This window comes from Clostridiales bacterium, assembly GCA_014799665.1.
GTDB lineage: Bacteria > Bacillota > Clostridia > Christensenellales > Pumilibacteraceae > Anaerocaecibacter.
Genome location: JAAVHP010000027.1, coordinates 63,745 through 83,262, shown reverse-complemented (window position 1 = coordinate 83,262; position 19,518 = coordinate 63,745). Strand labels below are relative to the sequence as shown.

The 19,518-nt window shown below is 53.0% G+C and carries 29 protein-coding genes and 1 pseudogene; all 30 read left to right on the top strand.

Features of this window, described 5'->3' with window-relative positions:
* Positions 1–7: 7 nt before the first annotated feature.
* The 30 genes and pseudogenes from metG (at position 8) to rpmD (ending at position 19,517) form a co-directional block, all read left to right on the top strand.
* Positions 8–1,927: a methionine--tRNA ligase gene (gene metG / locus HDT28_08595; protein MBD5132625.1), complete on the top strand. Its 1,920-nt coding sequence runs from the start codon at positions 8–10 to the stop codon at positions 1,925–1,927.
* Complete coding sequence (locus HDT28_08590; protein MBD5132624.1) at positions 1,921–2,691, top strand: TatD family hydrolase; 771 nt, start codon at positions 1,921–1,923, stop codon at positions 2,689–2,691. The genes metG and HDT28_08590 overlap by 7 nt, the downstream gene beginning before the upstream one ends.
* On the top strand, positions 2,691–3,305 hold the full coding sequence (locus tag HDT28_08585; GenBank protein ID MBD5132623.1) for a radical SAM protein: 615 nt from the start codon (positions 2,691–2,693) through the stop codon (positions 3,303–3,305). Before HDT28_08590 ends, HDT28_08585 begins: the two co-directional genes overlap by 1 nt.
* Positions 3,306–3,524: 219 nt before the next feature.
* On the top strand, positions 3,525–4,520 hold the full coding sequence (locus tag HDT28_08580; GenBank protein MBD5132622.1) for a sodium:calcium antiporter: 996 nt from the start codon (positions 3,525–3,527) through the stop codon (positions 4,518–4,520).
* 40 nt (positions 4,521–4,560) lie between these two features.
* The gene (locus HDT28_08575) at positions 4,561–5,004 is read left to right on the top strand and encodes a hypothetical protein (protein MBD5132621.1); all 444 of its coding nucleotides are present in this window, start codon (positions 4,561–4,563) and stop codon (positions 5,002–5,004) included.
* Positions 4,994–5,677 (top strand): DUF3737 family protein, encoded by a 684-nt coding sequence (locus HDT28_08570; protein MBD5132620.1) that lies wholly within the window; start codon positions 4,994–4,996, stop codon positions 5,675–5,677. The genes HDT28_08575 and HDT28_08570 overlap by 11 nt, the downstream gene beginning before the upstream one ends.
* Positions 5,670–5,990: an MGMT family protein gene (locus HDT28_08565; GenBank protein MBD5132619.1), complete on the top strand. Its 321-nt coding sequence runs from the start codon at positions 5,670–5,672 to the stop codon at positions 5,988–5,990. The genes HDT28_08570 and HDT28_08565 overlap by 8 nt, the downstream gene beginning before the upstream one ends.
* Before the next feature lie 89 nt (positions 5,991–6,079).
* Entirely contained in the window at positions 6,080–6,490 is a 411-nt protein-coding gene (locus HDT28_08560) for a cell wall hydrolase (protein ID MBD5132618.1), read from the top strand.
* A 29-nt stretch (positions 6,491–6,519) separates the two neighbouring features.
* Positions 6,520–6,786 carry a hypothetical protein gene (locus tag HDT28_08555; GenBank protein ID MBD5132617.1) on the top strand — a complete coding sequence of 89 codons (267 nt, stop codon included), beginning with the start codon at positions 6,520–6,522 and terminating at the stop codon, positions 6,784–6,786.
* Between the two features lie 135 nt (positions 6,787–6,921).
* Positions 6,922–9,666: a hypothetical protein gene (locus tag HDT28_08550; GenBank protein MBD5132616.1), complete on the top strand. Its 2,745-nt coding sequence runs from the start codon at positions 6,922–6,924 to the stop codon at positions 9,664–9,666.
* A gap of 550 nt (positions 9,667–10,216) precedes the next feature.
* Entirely contained in the window at positions 10,217–10,525 is a 309-nt protein-coding gene (gene rpsJ / locus HDT28_08545; GenBank protein MBD5132615.1) for a 30S ribosomal protein S10, read from the top strand.
* Between the two features lie 16 nt (positions 10,526–10,541).
* Positions 10,542–11,171 carry a 50S ribosomal protein L3 gene (gene rplC, locus HDT28_08540; protein ID MBD5132614.1) on the top strand — a complete coding sequence of 210 codons (630 nt, stop codon included), beginning with the start codon at positions 10,542–10,544 and terminating at the stop codon, positions 11,169–11,171.
* A 19-nt stretch (positions 11,172–11,190) separates the two neighbouring features.
* Positions 11,191–11,832 (top strand): 50S ribosomal protein L4, encoded by a 642-nt coding sequence (gene rplD / locus HDT28_08535; GenBank protein MBD5132613.1) that lies wholly within the window; start codon positions 11,191–11,193, stop codon positions 11,830–11,832.
* On the top strand, positions 11,829–12,119 hold the full coding sequence (gene rplW / locus HDT28_08530; protein ID MBD5132612.1) for a 50S ribosomal protein L23: 291 nt from the start codon (positions 11,829–11,831) through the stop codon (positions 12,117–12,119). Before rplD ends, rplW begins: the two co-directional genes overlap by 4 nt.
* Positions 12,120–12,132: 13 nt before the next feature.
* Positions 12,133–12,960: a 50S ribosomal protein L2 gene (gene rplB / locus HDT28_08525; GenBank protein ID MBD5132611.1), complete on the top strand. Its 828-nt coding sequence runs from the start codon at positions 12,133–12,135 to the stop codon at positions 12,958–12,960.
* A 13-nt stretch (positions 12,961–12,973) separates the two neighbouring features.
* Positions 12,974–13,252, top strand: a complete 279-nt coding sequence (gene rpsS, locus HDT28_08520) for a 30S ribosomal protein S19 (protein MBD5132610.1) — start codon at positions 12,974–12,976, stop codon at positions 13,250–13,252.
* An 11-nt stretch (positions 13,253–13,263) separates the two neighbouring features.
* A complete protein-coding gene (gene rplV, locus HDT28_08515) occupies positions 13,264–13,656 on the top strand; it encodes a 50S ribosomal protein L22 (GenBank protein ID MBD5132609.1) in 393 nt (130 codons plus the stop codon).
* A gap of 2 nt (positions 13,657–13,658) precedes the next feature.
* Entirely contained in the window at positions 13,659–14,345 is a 687-nt protein-coding gene (rpsC, locus tag HDT28_08510) for a 30S ribosomal protein S3 (GenBank protein ID MBD5132608.1), read from the top strand.
* Positions 14,346–14,795, top strand: a complete 450-nt coding sequence (gene rplP, locus HDT28_08505; protein MBD5132607.1) for a 50S ribosomal protein L16 — start codon at positions 14,346–14,348, stop codon at positions 14,793–14,795.
* Positions 14,795–15,001 carry a 50S ribosomal protein L29 gene (rpmC, locus tag HDT28_08500; GenBank protein MBD5132606.1) on the top strand — a complete coding sequence of 69 codons (207 nt, stop codon included), beginning with the start codon at positions 14,795–14,797 and terminating at the stop codon, positions 14,999–15,001. The genes rplP and rpmC overlap by 1 nt, the downstream gene beginning before the upstream one ends.
* The gene (rpsQ, locus tag HDT28_08495; protein MBD5132605.1) at positions 15,001–15,255 is read left to right on the top strand and encodes a 30S ribosomal protein S17; all 255 of its coding nucleotides are present in this window, start codon (positions 15,001–15,003) and stop codon (positions 15,253–15,255) included. Before rpmC ends, rpsQ begins: the two co-directional genes overlap by 1 nt.
* A 204-nt stretch (positions 15,256–15,459) precedes the next feature.
* A complete protein-coding gene (gene rplN, locus HDT28_08490; protein ID MBD5132604.1) occupies positions 15,460–15,828 on the top strand; it encodes a 50S ribosomal protein L14 in 369 nt (122 codons plus the stop codon).
* A gap of 17 nt (positions 15,829–15,845) precedes the next feature.
* Positions 15,846–16,157 (top strand): annotated as a pseudogene (locus HDT28_08485) (50S ribosomal protein L24).
* A 217-nt stretch (positions 16,158–16,374) separates the two neighbouring features.
* Positions 16,375–16,998 (top strand): 50S ribosomal protein L5, encoded by a 624-nt coding sequence (gene rplE, locus HDT28_08480; GenBank protein MBD5132603.1) that lies wholly within the window; start codon positions 16,375–16,377, stop codon positions 16,996–16,998.
* 10 nt (positions 16,999–17,008) lie between these two features.
* Positions 17,009–17,194, top strand: a complete 186-nt coding sequence (locus HDT28_08475) for a type Z 30S ribosomal protein S14 (protein MBD5132602.1) — start codon at positions 17,009–17,011, stop codon at positions 17,192–17,194.
* Between the two features lie 14 nt (positions 17,195–17,208).
* Positions 17,209–17,604, top strand: coding sequence for a 30S ribosomal protein S8 (rpsH, locus tag HDT28_08470; GenBank protein MBD5132601.1), 396 nt, complete (start codon positions 17,209–17,211; stop codon positions 17,602–17,604).
* Positions 17,605–17,618: 14 nt separating this feature from the next.
* Positions 17,619–18,164, top strand: coding sequence for a 50S ribosomal protein L6 (rplF, locus tag HDT28_08465; GenBank protein ID MBD5132600.1), 546 nt, complete (start codon positions 17,619–17,621; stop codon positions 18,162–18,164).
* Positions 18,165–18,175: 11 nt separating this feature from the next.
* The gene (gene rplR / locus HDT28_08460; protein ID MBD5132599.1) at positions 18,176–18,538 is read left to right on the top strand and encodes a 50S ribosomal protein L18; all 363 of its coding nucleotides are present in this window, start codon (positions 18,176–18,178) and stop codon (positions 18,536–18,538) included.
* A gap of 9 nt (positions 18,539–18,547) precedes the next feature.
* A complete protein-coding gene (gene rpsE / locus HDT28_08455; protein ID MBD5132598.1) occupies positions 18,548–19,069 on the top strand; it encodes a 30S ribosomal protein S5 in 522 nt (173 codons plus the stop codon).
* Positions 19,070–19,313: 244 nt separating this feature from the next.
* Entirely contained in the window at positions 19,314–19,517 is a 204-nt protein-coding gene (gene rpmD / locus HDT28_08450; GenBank protein MBD5132597.1) for a 50S ribosomal protein L30, read from the top strand.
* The last annotated feature ends 1 nt before the right edge of the window (position 19,518 follow it).

The window sequence follows — 19,518 nt, the reverse complement described above, 5'->3', positions numbered from 1 at the left end:
TAACACTATGAAAAAGAAACCTACTTTTTATATTACTACGCCCATTTATTACGCGAGCGGAGCCTTACACATAGGGCACTGCTACACGACTGTTGCGTGCGACTCGATCGCGCGGTTTAAGCGCATGGACGGGTTCGACGTGTACTATCTTACGGGCACGGATGAGCACGGGCAAAAGGTGCAAAAGGCGGCGGAAGAAAAAGGCTTGTCGCCGCAGGCGTTCGTCGACGGGCTCGCCGATCGCATAAAGGCGTTGTGGAAACGCATGGACATAAGCAACGACGGGTTTATCCGCACGACCGACAAGGACCACGAAAAAGCGGTCGCCGAGCTTTTCACAAAGCTTTACGAAAAAGGCGAAATTTATAAATCGGAATACAGCGGCAAATACTGCGAGCCGTGCGAGTCGTTCTGGACAAGCTCTCAGCTTGTTGACGGCAAGTGCCCCGACTGCGGGCGCGAGGTCCGCGACGCAAAAGAGGAGTGCTATTTCTTCCGTCTCAGCAAGTACGCCGACCGCGTGCGCAAGCTTTTGACTGAAACCGACTTCCTTCAACCCGATTCGCGCGTTAAGGAAATGGTGAACAACTTTATCGACAAAGGTCTTACCGACCTCGCCGTAACGCGCACCTCGTTCGATTGGGGCATTCGCGTGCCGTTCGACCCTAAGCACGTTATCTACGTGTGGATAGACGCGCTGCCCAACTATATAACGGCGCTCGGCTACGGCGGCAAAGACGACAAGTACAAAAAATACTGGCCGTGCGATATGCACGTAATGGCTAAGGAGATCGTGCGTTTCCACGCTATCGTGTGGCCCGCCATACTCATGGCGCTCGATATTCCGCTGCCCAAGCGTATCTACGGTCACGGCTGGATAATGTTCGGCGGCGACAAAATGTCTAAGTCCAAGGGCAACGTAGTCGACCCGTTCATCCTTACCGACAGGTACGGCGTGGACGCGCTGAGATACTATCTGCTTTCGTCCATGCCGTTCGGCGACGACAGCAACTATACCAACGAGCTCATGCTCTCGGCAATAAATAACAACCTTGTAAACGACCTCGGCAACCTCGTCCGCCGCACGCTCGCCATGAGCAAGCAGTATTTCGACGGCAAGGTCGAAAGGTCCGCGCTCGCCGAAGCCGACAAGGCGTACGCCGCCGCTATCGACGGCGTGCTCGGTGAAGTTCGCACGTGCATGGCTAAGCCCGAGATCAACAAGGCGCTCGAAAAGATTTTCGCGCTTATCGATCTTTCAAACAAGTATATCGACGCGAACAAGCCGTGGGAACTCAATAAGACGGGCGACAAAGAAAGGCTCAACGCCGTTATGTACAATCTGTTAGAGGGCATACGCGTTTGCGCAAACCTCTTGCTTCCGTTTATTACGAACTACCCCAAGCGCATATTCTTCGGTCTGGGCTTGCCCGTGCCCGAGAACTTCGATAACGCGAAGTACGGTGTTGTAAAGAGCTACGCCACGACCGAGATCGAGCCCATACTGAACAGGCTCGACATCAAAAAGGAGCTTAAAGAATTGGAAGAAATAGCCGAAAAGGAAAATAAGAAAGCGCCCGCCGAGGAAAAGACGGACGAGCAGCCTGCCGAAATAACGATCGACGACTTTTTCAAGACCGAGCTTCGCGTGGTAAAGATCGAGGCTTGCGAAAAGGTGGAAAAGGCGAAAAAGCTTTTGAAGCTTACCGTGTTCGACGGGCAAAGGCGCAGAACGATAGTTTCCGGCATTGCGCAGGCGTACGCGCCCGAGGATCTCGTCGGTAAGACCGCCGCGCTCGTCGCCAACCTCAAACCCGCCAAGCTGTGCGGAATAATGTCTGAGGGTATGCTCTTGTGCGCGGTCGGCGCGGACGGCTTGCCTAAGCTTGTCGAGCCCAGCGGCGAAGCGGGAGATAAGATATGCTGATAGACAGTCACGCGCATATTTACGACGAACTTTTTCTGCCAGAGGGCGGCGCGCAAACCATTATCGACGGCATGAAAAAGGACAAGCTCGAATATATAGTATGCGTAGGGTGCGACGTACCGACTTCGCGGCAATGCGTGAAGCTTGCGGATAACCACGGCAATATCTACGCGACGGTGGGCGTTCACCCGTACTATCCCGAAACGGTCACGCCCGAAAACCTTAAAATCTTAGCTGAGCTTGCAAAGAACAAAAAGGTAGTTGCGATAGGCGAGTTCGGGCTCGACTTCCACCGCGAGGGCAGTCCGCGCGAACTTCAAATGCAGGCAATGAAAGCGCAGTACGACCTTGCGCGCGAGCTCGAACTTCCGCAGGTCTACCATATCCGTGACGGCTACGGCGAGTTCACAGATTTCATTCGAACCCGCGATTTCCCGAACGGCGCGATACTGCACTGCTTCTCGTCGTCCGCAGAGGTCGCCGAGATCGCCGTAAAGAAAGGCTTTTATGTTTCGTTCAGCGGCACGCTCACTTACCGCAACGCCAAAAACCTGCACCGCGCGGCGGAAGCGGTTCCGCTCGACAGGCTTCTCGTCGAAACGGACAGCCCGTATCTCGTGCCTGCGGGCGCGGAGACCGAGCTCAACTATCCCAGAAACGTTGCGCTCGTCGCAAAAAAACTCGCCGAGCTCAAAGGCGTGTCGTACGCCGAAATCGAGAAGGCGACCAATGCCAATACCAAAAGAGCGTTCAACATTGAATAATGAATAACTACGTTTACATTCTGGACGGCGGCGCGTACGTAAACCTAACGAACAAGTGCGGCAACGCCTGTTCGTTCTGCATACGCCTAACGGGCGACGGGGTAAAGGACACGCCGTTGTGGCTCGACCGTGACGCGACGACCGACGAGGTCATAGAACAGTTCGCTGAGCTCAAAGACAAGCTGACGAAATACGAAGTCGTGTTTTGCGGCTACGGCGAGCCGACCGAAAACCTTGCTGTGCTCAAAGAGTGCGCGGCGTTCTTTAAGGAAATGGGCTACCAAACTCGGCTGAACACCAACGGACTCGGCAGTCTTGCTGCGGGGCGCGACATAACGCCCGAGCTCAAAGATATTATCGATACCGCGTCGGTGTCGCTCAATAACCACAACGCGCAGAAGTATTACGAGCTTACTAACTCGACTTACGGATTAAAGGCGCACGGCGGAGTGATCGACTTTGCGCTCGGCTGTAAAAAGCAAGGCATAGATACCGTGTTCACCGTCGTCGACACGATAGGCGAGAGCGATATAGCGGAGTGCCGCGCGCTCGCCGAAAAGCTGGGTATCCCGCTTAGGGTGCGCAAGTATATTCCCAATAATTATAAAGATTGACCGCGCATTCATCGCGTGATACGGGCTACGCTTGGCTCGGCAGCTTGGTCATGTAGGCGGGTCTACATTCCCGTCGCAGCCACAGGCTGAATTGTTGCAATCATCTCACAATATAGAAGTGAGAACGCAAGCAAAGCGTCGCGCAGCATTTGGCTGCTTGCCCGTCTGACGCGCGACTGCGCAGTCAATATAACGCTTTTTAGGAGATTTTTAGTTATAATGCCCGATTGGTTGGTTTATATCGGATATATTTTAGTGGTAGCGCTTCTTGTGTTCTTGTCGACAAAGCTCGGCAAGTACGTGGACGTTATCGACGCCAAGAGCAATATTTCGGGCGCGTTCATCGGCGGCGTAATGCTCGCCGCGGTCACGAGCTTGCCCGAGCTATTCACTTCGCTTACGGCGGTTTGGGTCGTGCACGAAAACTCGATGATAATCGGGAATATTCTCGGCTCCGACCTTATCAACCTCGCGTTCTTCGGAGTGATGCTTCTTATATTCGGGCGCGGACTTAAAAAAGGCAAGTTCAACGCATTCTACTATATCGCGCTCGGCGTGGCAGTGGGGATGTACGCGCTCATCGCTATAGGGCTTACCCTCGGCGAATATATGAGGCTCACTTGGTTCTCGGTCATTTCGCCGGCGATACTCGTGCTGTACGTGCTGTTCGTCAGCAAAACGCCCAAAACGAGCGAGTCGGACGAAAAGAAAGATGAGGGCATAACGCTCAAACAAGCGATAATTCGGTTTGTGATTTGCGCGGTCGTGCTTATCGGCGCGTCCATCGCAATGACCTATCTTACCGACATAGTGTCGGACAAGCTCAACCTCGGAAAAACGTTCGCCGGCGCGCTCTTCCTCGGCGTGGCAACGAGCCTGCCCGAGCTGATTTCTTCGATAACGCTTTGCCACCGCGGTAACTTCAACGCGGCGGCGGGCAATATCATCGGCTCGAACATTTTCAACTTCGCTATACTTTTCGTAACCGACGTGTTTTCATTCCCGCCCAATGAGTCGAATATTTATATATTCAATACCGACTCCATGTGGCTGATGATTTTCGGCGCGATAGCTACGGTGACTACGCTCAGTATGATGTTTATTAAAAACAAGCTGGGCGAGAGGAAGGGCGCACTCGTAGGTATTTACGCGCTCAACGCTATTCCGCCGATCCTTTATATATTTTATTTATTGATCACTACGGGGGTTATATAAAATGCCCGAGCAGCAAGACAAAATAATGTTTCAATACGTTATGAATTATAAAGCTTACCGCAGGTTTGCTGTTTTGTCGCGTATAGGTATTACGCTCGTTATCGCGGGCGGGCTGTGCGGACTGTGCGCGTTCAGCGGCACGCTCGGCGCAATACTCGCCGCAATCGCAGTATGCTTCGGTGCGATATCGGTAATCGTATCGTTCAGTGCGGAGCAGACTTATACGGTGTATGCCGACCGCGTCGTTATTAAGGTCCGTGGCAAGGATTACCGCAACACCGTATATATAAAGGATATAGTAAAAACGACCTATCACCGCGCGTTCTACGAAAAATCGTTGCTTAGCGGTACGATCACACTGACCGCAAAAACCGACAAGGGCAAAATTAAAAAATACAAAATGCGGCATATAACCAATGCACAGCAAACTATAGACTATATAAATAATTATAATTCCAACGAGGAATCCCCGAATGAGGCTTGAGAGTCAAACGATAACCGAGCGACTCGCGCTTTACGGCGAGAAAGAACTCGAAATTGTTAATTGCAAGATAGAGGGCGACGGCGTAAGAGCGATACGCGAATGTAAAAATATCATCGTCAAGGATTGCGAGATCGCCACGGACGAGTTCGGCTGGAACGCGGACGGAGTGCGCATAACCGATAGTTCGGCTAAGTCGGAATATTTCATGCTTCGCGCAGAGAACGTAGCGGCGCGGCGGCTCGATATAAAAGGCAAATACGCTTTTCAGTATGCCGAAGGCGCTATAATCATGGACAGCAAGATCGACACCACCGAGGGGTTGTGGAAAGCCAAGGGCGTCACCCTTGAAAATTGCGTTATTATAGGCGAGTACCTCGGCTGGTATTCCGAGAACTTGACTTTAAAGAATTGTACGATAATCGGCACGCGTCCGCTCTGCTATTGCAAAAAGGTTCGGCTTATAGACTGCGTTATGCAAAAAACGGACGGATGCTTCGAGCAGTCGGAAGTGTACGCCACGCTCCGCGCTCCGCTCGACAGCGTTAAAAACCCGTTAAAGGGTGTTATCAAAGTCCCCGAAGTCGGCGAGATAGTGCGTGACGACAAAAAAGCGAAGTGCAAGATTTTGTTCGACGAAATGTTGGATAGGGCAAAGGTCAGAGAAAATGCGTGAGCGAGAAGTTACAAAGTTCGCGCGCGACGTGTACGACGCGGTGAAGCTTGTGCCGCGCGGCACGGTCGCAACTTATGCGCAAATCGCAATGATGAGCGGACACCGCGGCGCGGCGCGTGCAGTGGGGAACGCTCTGCACGTCAATCCCGAACAAGGTATCGTGCCCTGCCACCGCGTGGTTAAAGCAAGCGGGCGGCTCGCGCCCGACTTCGCGTTCGGCGGCGAAAAAGAACAGCAGCGGCTTTTGGAAAGCGAGGGCGTGGAAGTCAAGGACGGCGTGGTCGATTTGGAGAAGTGGCAGTTTAGGGGATAATATTAATTAGTAATTAAGAGCGGTTAAGCCGCTCTTTTTATTTTAAAAAAAGTAACAACATATAAAAGCATCGCATAAATAATAGTGCTATGGACGAATTGGAACTTTTGGCAAGGCTGATCAAGTGCGAAGCGGGCGGCGAGGGCGAAGCGGGTATGCGCGCTGTTGCGTCGGTCATCATGAACCGAGTCAACCAGACTCAGGGCGAGTACGGCAGATACAACACTATCCGCGACGTGGTGTTCGCGCCGCGCCAGTTCGAGTGCGCGACCGAACAGCAGCAGAGCATTTACAACCTCACGCCTGAACAGGTCCACTACGACATTGCGCAGTGGGCGATGAACGGCGGACGGCTAAACGACACCGGCGACGCGCTGTGGTTCTTCAATCCGTACTCGTCGACCTGCCGTTCGAGCTTTCCCAATAACAACGGCTACCTTCGCACGCGCATAGGCAATCACTGCTTCTACTCGCCGCGGAGCAGTTATTTCAGTACGTAAATAATATATCACGGAGGTTATATATAAATATGGAATGTACAAACACCCCGGTCGAGATCAATATTCCCGATCCAATGCCCGACTTTAACGCCGAGAACAACGTCGGGCTGTGGAAACAACTGTTCGCGACCAATATCGGTAAGCGTGTAAAAATCGATATCGCATTGTTCGACGGGAGCATCCGCTCCATTTGCGGCGATATCTACATAGTCGGCAATGCGTACGTCGGCGTGTCGTGCGACGGCAAAATCATACTCGGCGATATTTACTCGGTCAAATTCGCCACATTCTATTAATATAATACATATATATAATGATAGAGAGCGCGGACGGGAACTTTTATCCCGTCCGTTTTTCTGTGAAAACCATTGACAAATCAACTTTGCAGGTGTATACTATATAAGCAATTAATTTCAGCATGGAGGAATGTGATGAAATTCAGGAGAGCATTGGCTTTTATTCTTTGCTTTGTCTTGGCGCTTCCGCTTATCGCGTGTAACAAGGACGCGCGTGGTGACGGCGAGGATGACCCCGGCACAAGCGACAGAAAAACGTATACAATTACTTTCGTTCTCAGCGCTGAGGACAAAGCGGGTGGCGCACAGCTCGGCTCTGAGAGCATGACCGTATCCCAAGGCAAGTCTGTCAGCGACGACAACAAGACTTTGCCTCAACCTACGTATGCCCGCCATAAGTTCGAGGGCTGGTTTAACGGTGAAACAAAAATCGACGATAAAACCATCATCAGCGGCAATATAACGGTTACTGCTAAGTTCGTCGAGGCGCAGGTGTCCGATTACGATAAAAACATCAGCACTTGGTCAAAGCCCGGTCACCTGTACATACACTATCTTCGCGGCGACCACAAGGAGAGTGAGGAAGTAACGCCGTCGGCAACGCTTTCCGCGGATGCGCCCGATTATAACAATGCAGTCAAATCTACCGTTTACGAGGATTGGGGTCTTTGGCTGTGGCCGAAGAACGAGGAAGGTCGCTTGTTCAACGCCGCTTGGATCGATGAAAGCGGTGCGGTATACGACGTAGAGCTTGCGCATACCTATAATGACGCAGGCTGGGACGGCATAAACCAAAAGCCGCGCGACCCCGCGCTTTCCGTGCGTTACGACAAGTACGCAAACGGCAATGATATTACATCCATCGGCTTCCAGCTTTTCATGATAAGCACTCGCAAGGGCACAGGCTATTGGAAGAACGACGGCGATAACAACTATCTTCCCATAAAGCAGTATGTAAGAGACGACGGCTCTGTACATTGGTTCGTTAAGCAGTTCAACGTAGGTAATGGCAAGGATTATCATGATACATCGGTTTCGGTAGACAATCCGTACGCAAATATCCAGACAGGCTCCGCCATTACGTATAACGACAAGACGGGCGCTTCTTTTAAGGACGCGAGCGGCAACCCGATGTTCATTAAGAGCACCAACGATAATAACTATCCCGTTTGGACGAAAGGCGTTGACGATGCCGACAAGCTTGGCGTCGGTTACCAAATCTTTATCGCCAGCTTCTGCGACAGCGACGGCGACGGCATTGGCGATCTTAAAGGCATAATCAGCAAGCTCGATTACCTTAAAGACCTTAACATAGACGTTATCTGGCTTACGCCTTTCCAAGAGAGCACTAACTACCACGGCTACGATATCAACGATTATAAATCGGTTGACCCGCGCTTTGGCACTGCGGCGGACTACCGCGCGCTCGTCGACGGCGTACACCAGAGAGGAATGAAGATCGTTATGGACTTCGTTCTCAACCATACGAGCAAAGCCAACGAGTGGTTCGTCAAGTCCCAGGCTCTCGTTAAGGAAACGCGCGAGGACGGCACGGTTGTAGATTATCGTCAGTTCTATAGCTGGATCAACGAGAACAAATACAAACAGCTCTCCGCCGCCGACCAAAAACAGTGGATAGGCGACTCTTACGGCTACTACTACTATTCGTCGTTCGACACCATGCCCGAGCTCAACTATGACTATCAGCCGGTGCGCGACGCAATTCTCGACGTATGCGATTACTGGATGCAATACGGTCTCGACGGTTTCCGTCTCGACGCCGTTAAGCATATTTACATGAAGAACGAGGTTGTCGGCAAAGGTAACTCGCTCAGCGGCAGCAGAAAGTTTGCCGACGGCGCGTCGGCTAACGGCAAGGTCAACTACGACTACGTAGACGACAACGGCCCCGACGGCGATTATTCTTACGACGCGCGCCGTAACTTCAACTTCTACCGTGAGTTCAATCACAGACTTAAAAGCAAGTATCCCAACGCTTTCGTCGTAGGCGAAACGCTCGACGGTTGGGACGCACGTATCGCGGGCTTCTATCAGGGCATTGACAGTCAGTTCGACTTCAACCTTTACTATGCTATCCCTCGCGGCATCGCCTGCGCTTCGGGCGTTGCGAACGGTGGCAGCAAAGGCTCGATCGCCAATATCACCACCTACTACAAACGCGGACAGCAATTGTTCTCGGCGTTCAACCCTAAGTACGTCGGCGGCCAATTCACTTCCAACCACGATATGCCGCGCGCGCGCAACCGCGTATGGCTGTCGTACGGTAGCGATAACGGTGATGAATATAAAAAGATTTCTACCGCACAGAACGTTAAGGATTCGGATATCCTTCTTAAAATGTACTATGCGGCAAACATGACCCTTCCCGGTCTCAGCTGGATATACTACGGCGACGAGATCGGTATGGACGGCGTTATGCAGTACACGCTCGACACCGGCTCGACCTCGTCCACGGCGAGTGCTTCGCACGAGGATAGGGTATACCGTCAGCCCATGAAGTGGAAGGACAGCGGCAACGCGTCGTTTGCTATCGGCTACGATACCTACACGCTCGAACTTTGGGGCGCGAACGTAAGCCTTATCGACAGCGTAGAAACGCAAATGAAAAAATCCGATTCTATTTATAACTGGATGAAGAAGCTTACCGGAATTCGCAGAGATAAGGGTATCGGCGCAACCGCTACCATGGTCAGCTCGAGCGAAAAGGCCCAGGGCAATATCGAATACGTAATCCAGGGCGCGAAAGGCAAGATCAAGGTCGAGTTCAAGGTCGGCGGAACGCTCAGCGGCGGTATCGCGTCGTACAGCGGCACGCTCAGCAACGGCACGACCATGAGCGTCTGCATCAGCAATGCGTAATAAAGTGTAGGAATTAGCAATCAGTAATTAAGGGCGGCTGTATCGAGTGGATCGGTACAGCCGTTCTTTTTAATTAGTAATTAGGAATTGGTTGGTGGTACGACTTAACCACTATGCGCGGGTTCCGCTAGATCCCTCCACTGCGGTCGGGATGATGGTATTGTAGCTGTGACTTTTGTAACGATATTAGAGAAAAGAAAATACTAACTCTCATCATACCGAGCGAAGTCGAGGTATCTAGGCGAACCGCCGCAAGCTTGCAACATAAACAAACACAATCATTCCTAATTATCCTTCCCTGACCCCTTTCCCCTAAGCCCTATCCCCTAAAAAATTCTTAAAAAGTTTTTATAATCTTATATAAAACAGTTGACAAGGTAAGGTATATGGTTTATAATAGTTAGGCTACGCGAAAAGTGTAGCAACTTTTGTGATGGTGTCGGGGCCGAGAAGCCCCGAAAAAAATTCACAAAAAACGGCACGCCCGAGCGCGTGAAAAGCCCCAACATATTGGGGTGGGCGCAAAAGCGGACACAAGGAGAAACGAACAATGTCAAGCCAAAAAATCAGAATCAAACTGAGAGCGTACGATCACGAGCTAGTCGACAGTTCGGCTGCGCGCATCGTAGACGCCGCCAAGCAGACGGGGTCGAAAGTTTGCGGTCCTATTCCGCTGCCCACGCAAAAGGAAGTCGTGACCATACTTCGCTCTGTTCACAAGCATAAGGATTCGAGGGAACAATTCGAGCTTAGAACTTATTCCCGCCTTATCGATATATACAGTCCGTCCGGCAAGACGGTCGATTCGCTCATGCGTTTAGACCTGCCCGCCGGCGTAGACATCAAGATAAAGCTGTAATTGGGGGCCGAATATCATGAAAAAAGCAATTTTAGGTAAGAAGCTCGGCATGACGCAGATTTTCGGAGAAAACGACGTAGCGATTCCCGTTACCGTCGTGCTTTGCGGTCCTATGACCGTCGTGGACAAGCGCACCGTCGAAAAGAACGGTTACAGCGCTGCTGTTTGCGCGTTCGAGGAAATCAAGGAAGGTAAGCTTAACAAGCCGGAAGCCGGTCTTTATAAGAAAGCAAAAGCCAAGCCCGCGCGCTATCTCCGCGAGTTCCGTTACGAGAACGCGGACAGCTACGAGGTTGGCAACGTTATCGACTGCACGATGTTCGAAGCGGGCGACATGGTCGACGTTTCGGGCGTTACCAAGGGCAGAGGTTTCACCGGCGTTATCAAGCGTTGGAACCACCACCGTCTTAAAATGACGCACGGTACCGGTCCCGTTCACCGCGAGGTCGGTTCTACGGGCGCCAACTCCAACCCGTCCCGTCGCATTAAGAACCTTAAAATGCCCGGTCAGTACGGTCACGAGAACGTCACCATTCAGAACCTGAAAGTCGTCAAGGTCGATCAGGCGCGCGGCGTGCTGCTTATCCGCGGCGCCGTGCCCGGACCGAAGGGCGGACTTGTTACCGTTAAAGAGACGGTGAAATAAGGTCGAGGAGAGTTAAACAATGCCTACTATTAAGATATATAAGCAAGACGGCAGTTCTGCCGGCACTATGGAGCTCGACGACAGCGTTTTCGGCGTCGAGTATAACGAAGCGATAATCCATCAGGCGGTCGTTGCGCAAATGGCTAACGCGCGCCAGGGCACCAAGAGCACGCTCACGCGTACCGAGGTCACCGGCGGCGGCAAAAAGCCGTGGCGTCAAAAGGGCACGGGTAACGCCCGTCAAGGCTCTATCCGCGCACCGCAGTGGAAGGGCGGCGGCGTAGTTTTCGCCCCGAAGCCCAGAAGCTTCCGCAAAAAGATCAACAAGCTTGTCAGAATGAACGCACTTACTTCCGCGCTTTCCGCCAAGCTTTCGGACGGCAACCTTATCGTTCTCGACAAGCTCGAAATCGAGCCTAAGACCAAGCAGATGGCAGCGGTGCTTAAAGCGCTCAAACTCGAAAGCCGTGTGCTTTTGGTCCTGCCCAACGGCAGCGTAAACGCGCTTCGCGCTTCGCAGAACTTAGAAAAGGTCAGAACGGCGGCGAGCGAACAGCTCAGCGTTTACGACGTTGTCGCCAATGCGGTCATGCTCACGACCGTCGACGCTATCAAGGCGCTCGAACAAAAATACACTGCTAAGGAGGTAGCGGCACAATGATAGCACAGGATATCATCATTCGTCCGGTACTCACCGAAAAGTCGAACGACGGCGTTAACGCCAAGCGTTACGTATTCATGGTAGACCGCCGCGCGGACAAGACGCAGATCAAAGCTGCCGTCGAGAGCGCGTTCGACGTTAAAGTCGAGAGCGTAAACGTAGTTAACGTTCGCGGCAAGTACAAGCGTCAAGGCAGAACGGGCGGTTACACGTCCAAGGGCAAGAAAGCGTACGTTACGCTCAATCCCGATTCGAAGGCGATCCCGTTCTTCGAAACGCTTTCGTAAGAGGTGAATAACAATGGCTATTAAGAGATATAAACCGATTACGCCCGGCACGCGGTTCAAAACCGTCATCGCCGCGCCCGAGCTCACCGGCGACAAGCCGTATAAGCCCCTGTTGAGGGAGCAGAGCCACAAGGGTGGACGTAACTTCTCGGGCAAAATCACAGTGCGCCATATCGGCGGCGGCAACCGTCAAAAGTACCGCGTTATCGATTTCAAGCGCAATAAGGACAACATTCCCGCCAAGGTCGCGACCGTCGAGTACGATCCCAACCGCACGGCGTTCATAGCTCTTCTTCACTATGCCGACGGCGAAAAGCGTTATATCTTGGCGCCGCTCGGACTGCAAAAGGGCGACACTGTTATCTCGGGCGAGGGCGCGGACATTAAAGCGGGTAACTGCTTGCCGCTTGCGAACATCCCCGTAGGTACGCTCGTTCACAACATCGAGATGCTGCCCGGCCGTGGCGGTCAGATGGCGAGAACGGCAGGCGCTGCGGCACAGCTCATGGCTAAGGAAGGCAAGTATGCAACGCTTCGTCTTCCCAGCGGCGAAATGCGTATGGTGCTCCAACGCTGCAAGGCGACGATCGGTCAGGTCGGTAACCTCGACCACGAGCTCGTTTCCTTGGGTAAGGCGGGCCGCAAACGCCATATGGGCGTTAAGCCCACCGTCCGCGGCGTTGTTATGAACCCCTGCGATCACCCGCATGGCGGCGGCGAGGGTAAGAGCCCGATAGGCAGACCCAGTCCCGTATCGCCTTGGGGCAAGCCGACGCTCGGTAAGAAGACGAGAAGCAAGCACAAGGCGTCCGACAAGTTCATTGTCAAGCGCATAAATTAAGGAGCTTTAAGATATGTCAAGATCGACAAAAAAAGGTTACTATGTTGACGCCAAACTCATGAAAAAAGCTGAGGCTATGGCGGAAGTTCAGGACAAACGCCCGATCAAAACCTGGTCGCGCGCGTCCACGATATTCCCTCAATTCATAGGTCTTACCTTTGCCGTACACAACGGCAAGAAGTTTGTGCCGGTATACGTTACCGCCGATATGGTCGGGCATAAGCTGGGCGAGTTCGCTCCCACGCGTACCTTCCTCGGTCACGCAGGCGAGAGCAAGACCAAAGGTAGATAAGGAGAACGGTAATGGCAAAAAGAATGAAAGAAAAAACCGCAAGAGTAGAAGAGCGGCGCGAGCAGCGTCCGTTCGCTACGGCTAAGCACGTTCGCATTGCGCCCGATAAGGTCCGCATCGTGCTCGCGCTCATTCGCGGCCGCAACGTAGCGGAAGCCATGGCTATACTCCAAGCGACGCCCAAGGCGGCGAGCGAACAGGTGTTCAAAGTGCTCAATTCCGCCGCGGCTAACGCCGAACACAACAAAGGCTTGTCCGTCGACGACTTGTACGTGGCAGAAGCCTATGCCGATATCGGCCCTACGCTTAAACGCTTCCAGCCGGTCAGCAAGGGCAGAGCGCATCATATCTTGAAGCGCACCAGCCACATCACGGTCATTCTCGACACCAAGGAGGATAAATAATCATGGGTCAAAAGGTTAATCCCCACGGTTTGCGCGTCGGCGTCATTGACAAATGGAATTCGCAATGGTATGCGAGCAAGCAGGAATTTGCTTCGTTCGTTCTCGAAGATCACAAGATCCGCGAGCATATCGAGAATAAATACAAATCGTGCGGCGTGAGCAAGGTTGTTATCGAGCGGCCGCAGGGCAAGGTTCAGGTATCCATTCACGCGCAGTTCCCCGGCAAGATCATCGGACAGAAGCACGTAGGTATCGACGAACTCAAAAAGAATTTGGAAAAGCTTGTCGGCGATAAGAAGATCTACGTCAATATTATCGAAGTCAAGCACCCCGACCTCAACGCCAAGCTTCTCGCAGAGAGCATTGCCGCTCAGCTCGAAAAGCGCGCGTTCTTCCGTCGCACCATGAAGCAGGCTATGTCTAAGGCTATGCACGCGGGCGCGAAGGGTGTTAAGGTTCAGGTCGGCGGTCGTCTCGACGGTGCGGAAATCGCGCGCGCCGAGCATTACCAGGAAGGCTCTATCCCGCTGCAAACGCTTCGTGCGGACATCGACTACGGCTACACCATTGCGCGTACCACGTTCGGCGTTCTCGGCGTTAAAGTGTGGATCTATAAGGGCGACGTACTCGGCGCAACGCCGCAGCCCGCGGCTAAGACCGACGCCGCCGAAGCGAAGGAGGGCGTATAAATGTTAAGTCCCAACAAAGTCAAACACCGCAGGGTCCAGCGCGGCAGAATGAAGGGCAAAGCGGCTCGCAATAATACGATTTCGTACGGCGAGTTCGCGCTTGTCAGCGAGGATCCCGGCAGAATTACTTCTAACCAGATAGAGGCGGCGCGTGTCGCGATGACGCGTTACACCAAGCGTGGCGGTAAGGTTTGGATCAATATCTTCCCCCACAAGCCGTATTCCAAGAAACCCGCCGACACCCGTATGGGTAGCGGTAAGGGCGCGCCCGAATATTGGGCGGCGGTCGTTAAGCCGGGCACGGTCATGTTCGAAATGGCGGGCGTTGCCGAGCCTATCGCGCGCGAAGCGTTGAGGCTTGCGAGCTACAAGCTCCCCGTGCGCTGCAAGATCGCCAAGAAGGAAGAGGACGTCGCTACGGATAACGGCGAAGTCAAGGAGGTCGAATAATGAAAGAGAAAGTTCATGAGTTAAGAGACGACGAGCTTCAACAAAAGCTCACCGAGCTCAAACAGGAGCTGTTCAACCTCAGATTTTCGCACGCGACCGGTCAGCTGTCCAACCCCAAGCAGATAACCAACGTCAAGCGCGATATAGCTCGCGTCAAGACGGTTATAAGAGAACGTGAACTCCGCGCGAATAAGGAGGCCAAATAATGGAACGCAACGATAGAAAGACGCGTGAAGGCTTAGTTGTGTCCGACAAAATGGACAAAACGATCGTCGTTTCGGTCGTGGAAAAGTACAAGCACCCGCTCTACAAAAAGACGGTCACGCGCGTAAAGCGTTTTAAGGCGCACGACGAGAACAACGAGTGCGGCGTCGGCGACAGAGTGGAAATCACCGAGACCAGACCTATCTCTAAGGATAAGTGCTGGCGGGTGAGTAAGATTATCGAAAAGGCGAAGTAAGTTCGAGCGCGTGTATGCGTCGCAATACGAACTGCGTGCTTCTCGGCGCTCGGTCATGTACGTCTATGTACACTCCCGTCGCGCCTCGGCGCCAGCTGTTCGTCTTGCTCGCATCTCCGCACTCTCACATACGTTCTGTATATAGAGAACGGGAACGCTTTTCGATAAACCAGACAATATACAATCAAGGAGCATGAGCAAATCATGATACAACCTCAATCGTATCTTAAAGTTGCCGACAACACCGGCGCTAAGGAAATAATGTGCATACAGGTCATGGGCGGGTCGCTCAGAAAGAGCGGCAATATCGGCGACATCATCACTGCGTCGGTCAAGTCCGCTCAGCCGGGCGGCACCGTTAAAAAGGGTGACGTCGTTAAGGCGGTTATTGTTCGCACGCATTCGGGCGTGAACCGTCCCGACGGCTCGCACATTCGTTTCGACGACAACGCCGCCGTTATTATAGACAATCAGAAACAGCCGCGCGGCACCCGTATCTTCGGGCCCATAGCGCGTGAGCTGCGCGACCGCGACTTCACCAAGATCATATCTTTGGCGCCCGAAGTGCTGTAATTGGAGGATTTATTCTAATGAACAATCTCAACGTCAGGAAAGGCGACAACGTCAAGGTTTTGACGGGCAAAGATAAAGGCAAAACGGGCAAGGTCCTTGCGACCGATCCCAAGACCAACAAGGTGCTTGTCGAGGGCGTCAACATTGCGACCCACCACCTCAAACCCCGTTCGGCAACCGACCAGGGCGGCAAGAAGAAGGTGGAAGCGCCTATCGACGGCAGCAACGTACAGATCATCTGCCCGTCGTGCGGCAAGAGCGTCCGCGTTCGCCATCAGGAGATCGAGGGCAAGAACGTGCGTGTTTGCGCCAAGTGCGGCGCGAGTCTGGACGTGAACCAGAAAGCCGACAAAAAGTCCAAGAAAGCGGACAAGGCGAAAACAAAAAAGGCTAAGGACGAAGCGGTAGAAGAACAGGAAGCCGCCGCGCCCGAGACCGAGAAGAAAGCGGCGAAAAAGCCTGCGGCTAAGAAGACCGCGGCGAAGAAAGCCGACGTTCCCGTCGAAGAAAATTCGGACGGTAAAACAGAGTAAGGAGTAAACGGTAATGGCAGAAAAATCGACCAAAGCCAAAAAGGCGGAAGGCACGACCGCGGCAAGCGGCAAGCCCGTAAAATCGAACAATCCCGAGCGTTACAGACTTCACAAACGCTATAAAGCGGAGATCGTTCCCCAGCTCATGAAAGAGTGCGGCTATAAGAACGTTAATCAGGTTCCCAAGCTCGTCAAGATCGTGCTCAATATGCGTTTGGGCGATATCAAGGACAATTCCAAGAGCATCCAGCTCGCACAAGCCGAGCTCGACGCTATCGCCGGTCAGCGCAGCGTGCTCGTAAAAGCCAAAAAGTCGGTCAGTAACTTCAAGCTTCGCGAAGGTCAGTCCATAGCGATCAAGGTTACGCTCCGCGGCGAAATGGCTTACGAGTTCTTCGACAGGCTTGTGTCGATAGCGCTTCCCCGCGTCCGCGACTTCCGCGGTATCTCGGGCAAGTCGTTCGACGGCAGAGGCAACTACGCGCTCGGTATCAAGGATCAAACGATCTTCCCCGAGATCTCGTACGAACTGATCGAGAAGATCCGCGGGTTCGACGTCGACGTGGTCACGACCGCAGAGACTGACGAAGAGGCGAAACTTCTTCTCACCAAGCTCGGCATGCCGTTCAAGAATTAAGGAGAAAATTATGGCTAAAAAAGCGATGATAAATAAACAGCAAAGAACGCCTAAGTACTCGACGCGCGCTTACACGCGTTGCAGTATCTGCGGCAGACCGCATTCCGTGCTCAGAAAGTACGGCATTTGCAGAATTTGCTTTCGCGATCTTGCGTACAAGGGAGAAATCCCCGGCGTAAAGAAGTCGAGCTGGTAAGGAGGGTATAAGTTATGGTTACAACAGATCCTATCGCGGATTTGCTCACGAGAATTCGCAACGCTATTACGGCGCGTCATGAAACCGTATCGATACCCGCGTCCAAGATGAAAAAGTCGATAGTCGACATTCTGGTCAACGAGGGCTTCGTCGCTTCGAGCGAGATCGTCGAGGACAAGGGGCACAGCAATATTAAGGTTGTGCTCAAATACAGCGGCAACACGAACGCCATTACCAATCTTAAACGCATAAGCAAGCCCGGTCTGCGCGTCTACTGCGGAAGCGACAATCTTCCCAAGGTTCTCGGCGGCTACGGCATAGCGATAATTTCCACCTCGCGCGGCGTCATGACCGACAAGAAAGCGCGCGAGCTCAAAATAGGCGGCGAAGTGCTCGCCTACGTGTGGTAGGAGGTCGAATTACAATGTCGCGAATTGGCAGAAAACATATTGACGTTCCCGCCGGCGTTACGGTCAGCTTCGAGAACGGTGTCGTCACCGTCAAGGGCAAGCTGGGCGAGCTCAAACAGGAAATCGTCAGTAAGGATATTAACGTCGTTATCGGCGCGGGCGTGGTCAACGTCGAGCGCGCTAACGAAGATAAGCAAACCCGTGCTTACCACGGTTTGTACCGTCAGCTCATCGCCAACATGGTAGCGGGCGTGCAGAACGCTTTCACCAAAACGCTTATCGTGGCGGGCGTCGGTTACAAATGCGCCGTAACGGGCAACAAGCTCGTTATGAACATCGGTTACAGCAAGCCTGTGGAATACACTATCCCCGAAGGCATTACGATCACTTGCCCCGATCCGCTCACCATCGTCGTCAGCGGTATCAGCAAGGAGTTCGTCGGCGAGGTCGCAGCTCAGATCAAGTCCAAGCGTCCCGTCGAGCCCTATCACGGTTACGGTCTGCATTACAGCACTGAAAAGGTCCTCCGCAAAGAGGCTAAGACCGCAGGCAAGAAATAGGAGAGTGTCTTATGATTAAGAAAATCGATAAAAATAAAGTTCGCATGAAGCGCCACGCGCGCCTGCGTAACGACATAAAAGGCACTGCCGCGCGTCCGCGCCTTGCGGTTTACCGTTCGACCAGCCATATCTATGCGCAGGTCATCGACGACGTAAAAGGCGTAACGCTGTGTTCGAGCAGCACGCTCGTTAAGGGCGCTAACCTCGACGGCAAAACCAAAACCCAGCAAGCTGAGTTCGTCGGCAGCGACGTTGCTCAAAAGGCTCAGAAACAGGGCATCATAGAAGTCGTGTTCGATCGCGGCGGATACCTGTACACGGGCAGAGTCAAAGCACTTGCGGACGCGGCGAGAAACGCCGGGCTTAAATTCTAAGGAGTTATCATGGCACGCGAAGAATTTAGAAAGAAAAGAGAAAAGGACGTCGTTGACGACGGGATCAAAACCAAGCTCGTCACTACCCGCAGGGTAAGTAAGGTCGTTAAGGGCGGTCGTAACAGCAGCTTCGCCGCGCTCGTCGTTGCCGGTGACGGCAAGGGCAGAGTCGGTATCGGCATGGGCAAGGCGACCGAGGTTCCCGAGGCGATCAAGAAAGCCGAGCAGGCGGCGCGCCGCGATATGAAAAAGATCGCGCTTAACGGCACGGCTATCCCGCACGAAACGGTCGGCGAGTTCTCTTGCAGCAAGGTCTTGCTTCGTCCCGCTCCCGAAGGTAAAGGCGTTATCGCCGGCGGTAGCGTGCGTGCGGTGCTCGAACTTTGCGGTATCAATAACATCACGACCAAGTGCTACGGCTCGCGTAACCCGATCAACGTTGTTAAGGCTACCATGAAAGCGCTCGAAGGTTTGAGAACGCTCGATCAGGTGGCGGCGTTGAGGGGCAAGACTGTCGACGAAATCCTTTAACTTTTTTGGCGTATGCATCGGCATATACGGCGTCAGCCGTCGCGCTGCCCTCGGTCATGTACTTCGGTGTACACTCCCGTCGGTCGGCGCTCGGACTTCCTTGTCTATGCCGCGCCTACACTAAAAAAGCAAGTCGGTTTGAGTTCGCGGTGATACGCCGCATTGCTCGTCGACTACTTGTTGCACGTATACTTTATATAAAGATATGTGCAACGACATTCTTCACTATTATATGGAGATAAACATGGCTAAGAAAGCAGAAAACGAAACCAAGAAGCTTAACGTCACGCTTGTTAAGAGCACGGCGGGACGCTTGGTAAAGCAGCAGCGCACGGTTGAGGCGTTGGGGCTTAAAAAGATTCACCAAACGGTGACGGTCGACGACACGCCCGCTATGCGCGGCATGATCAATGTTGTCAGCCATCTTGTCACCGTAACGGAGGCTTAAT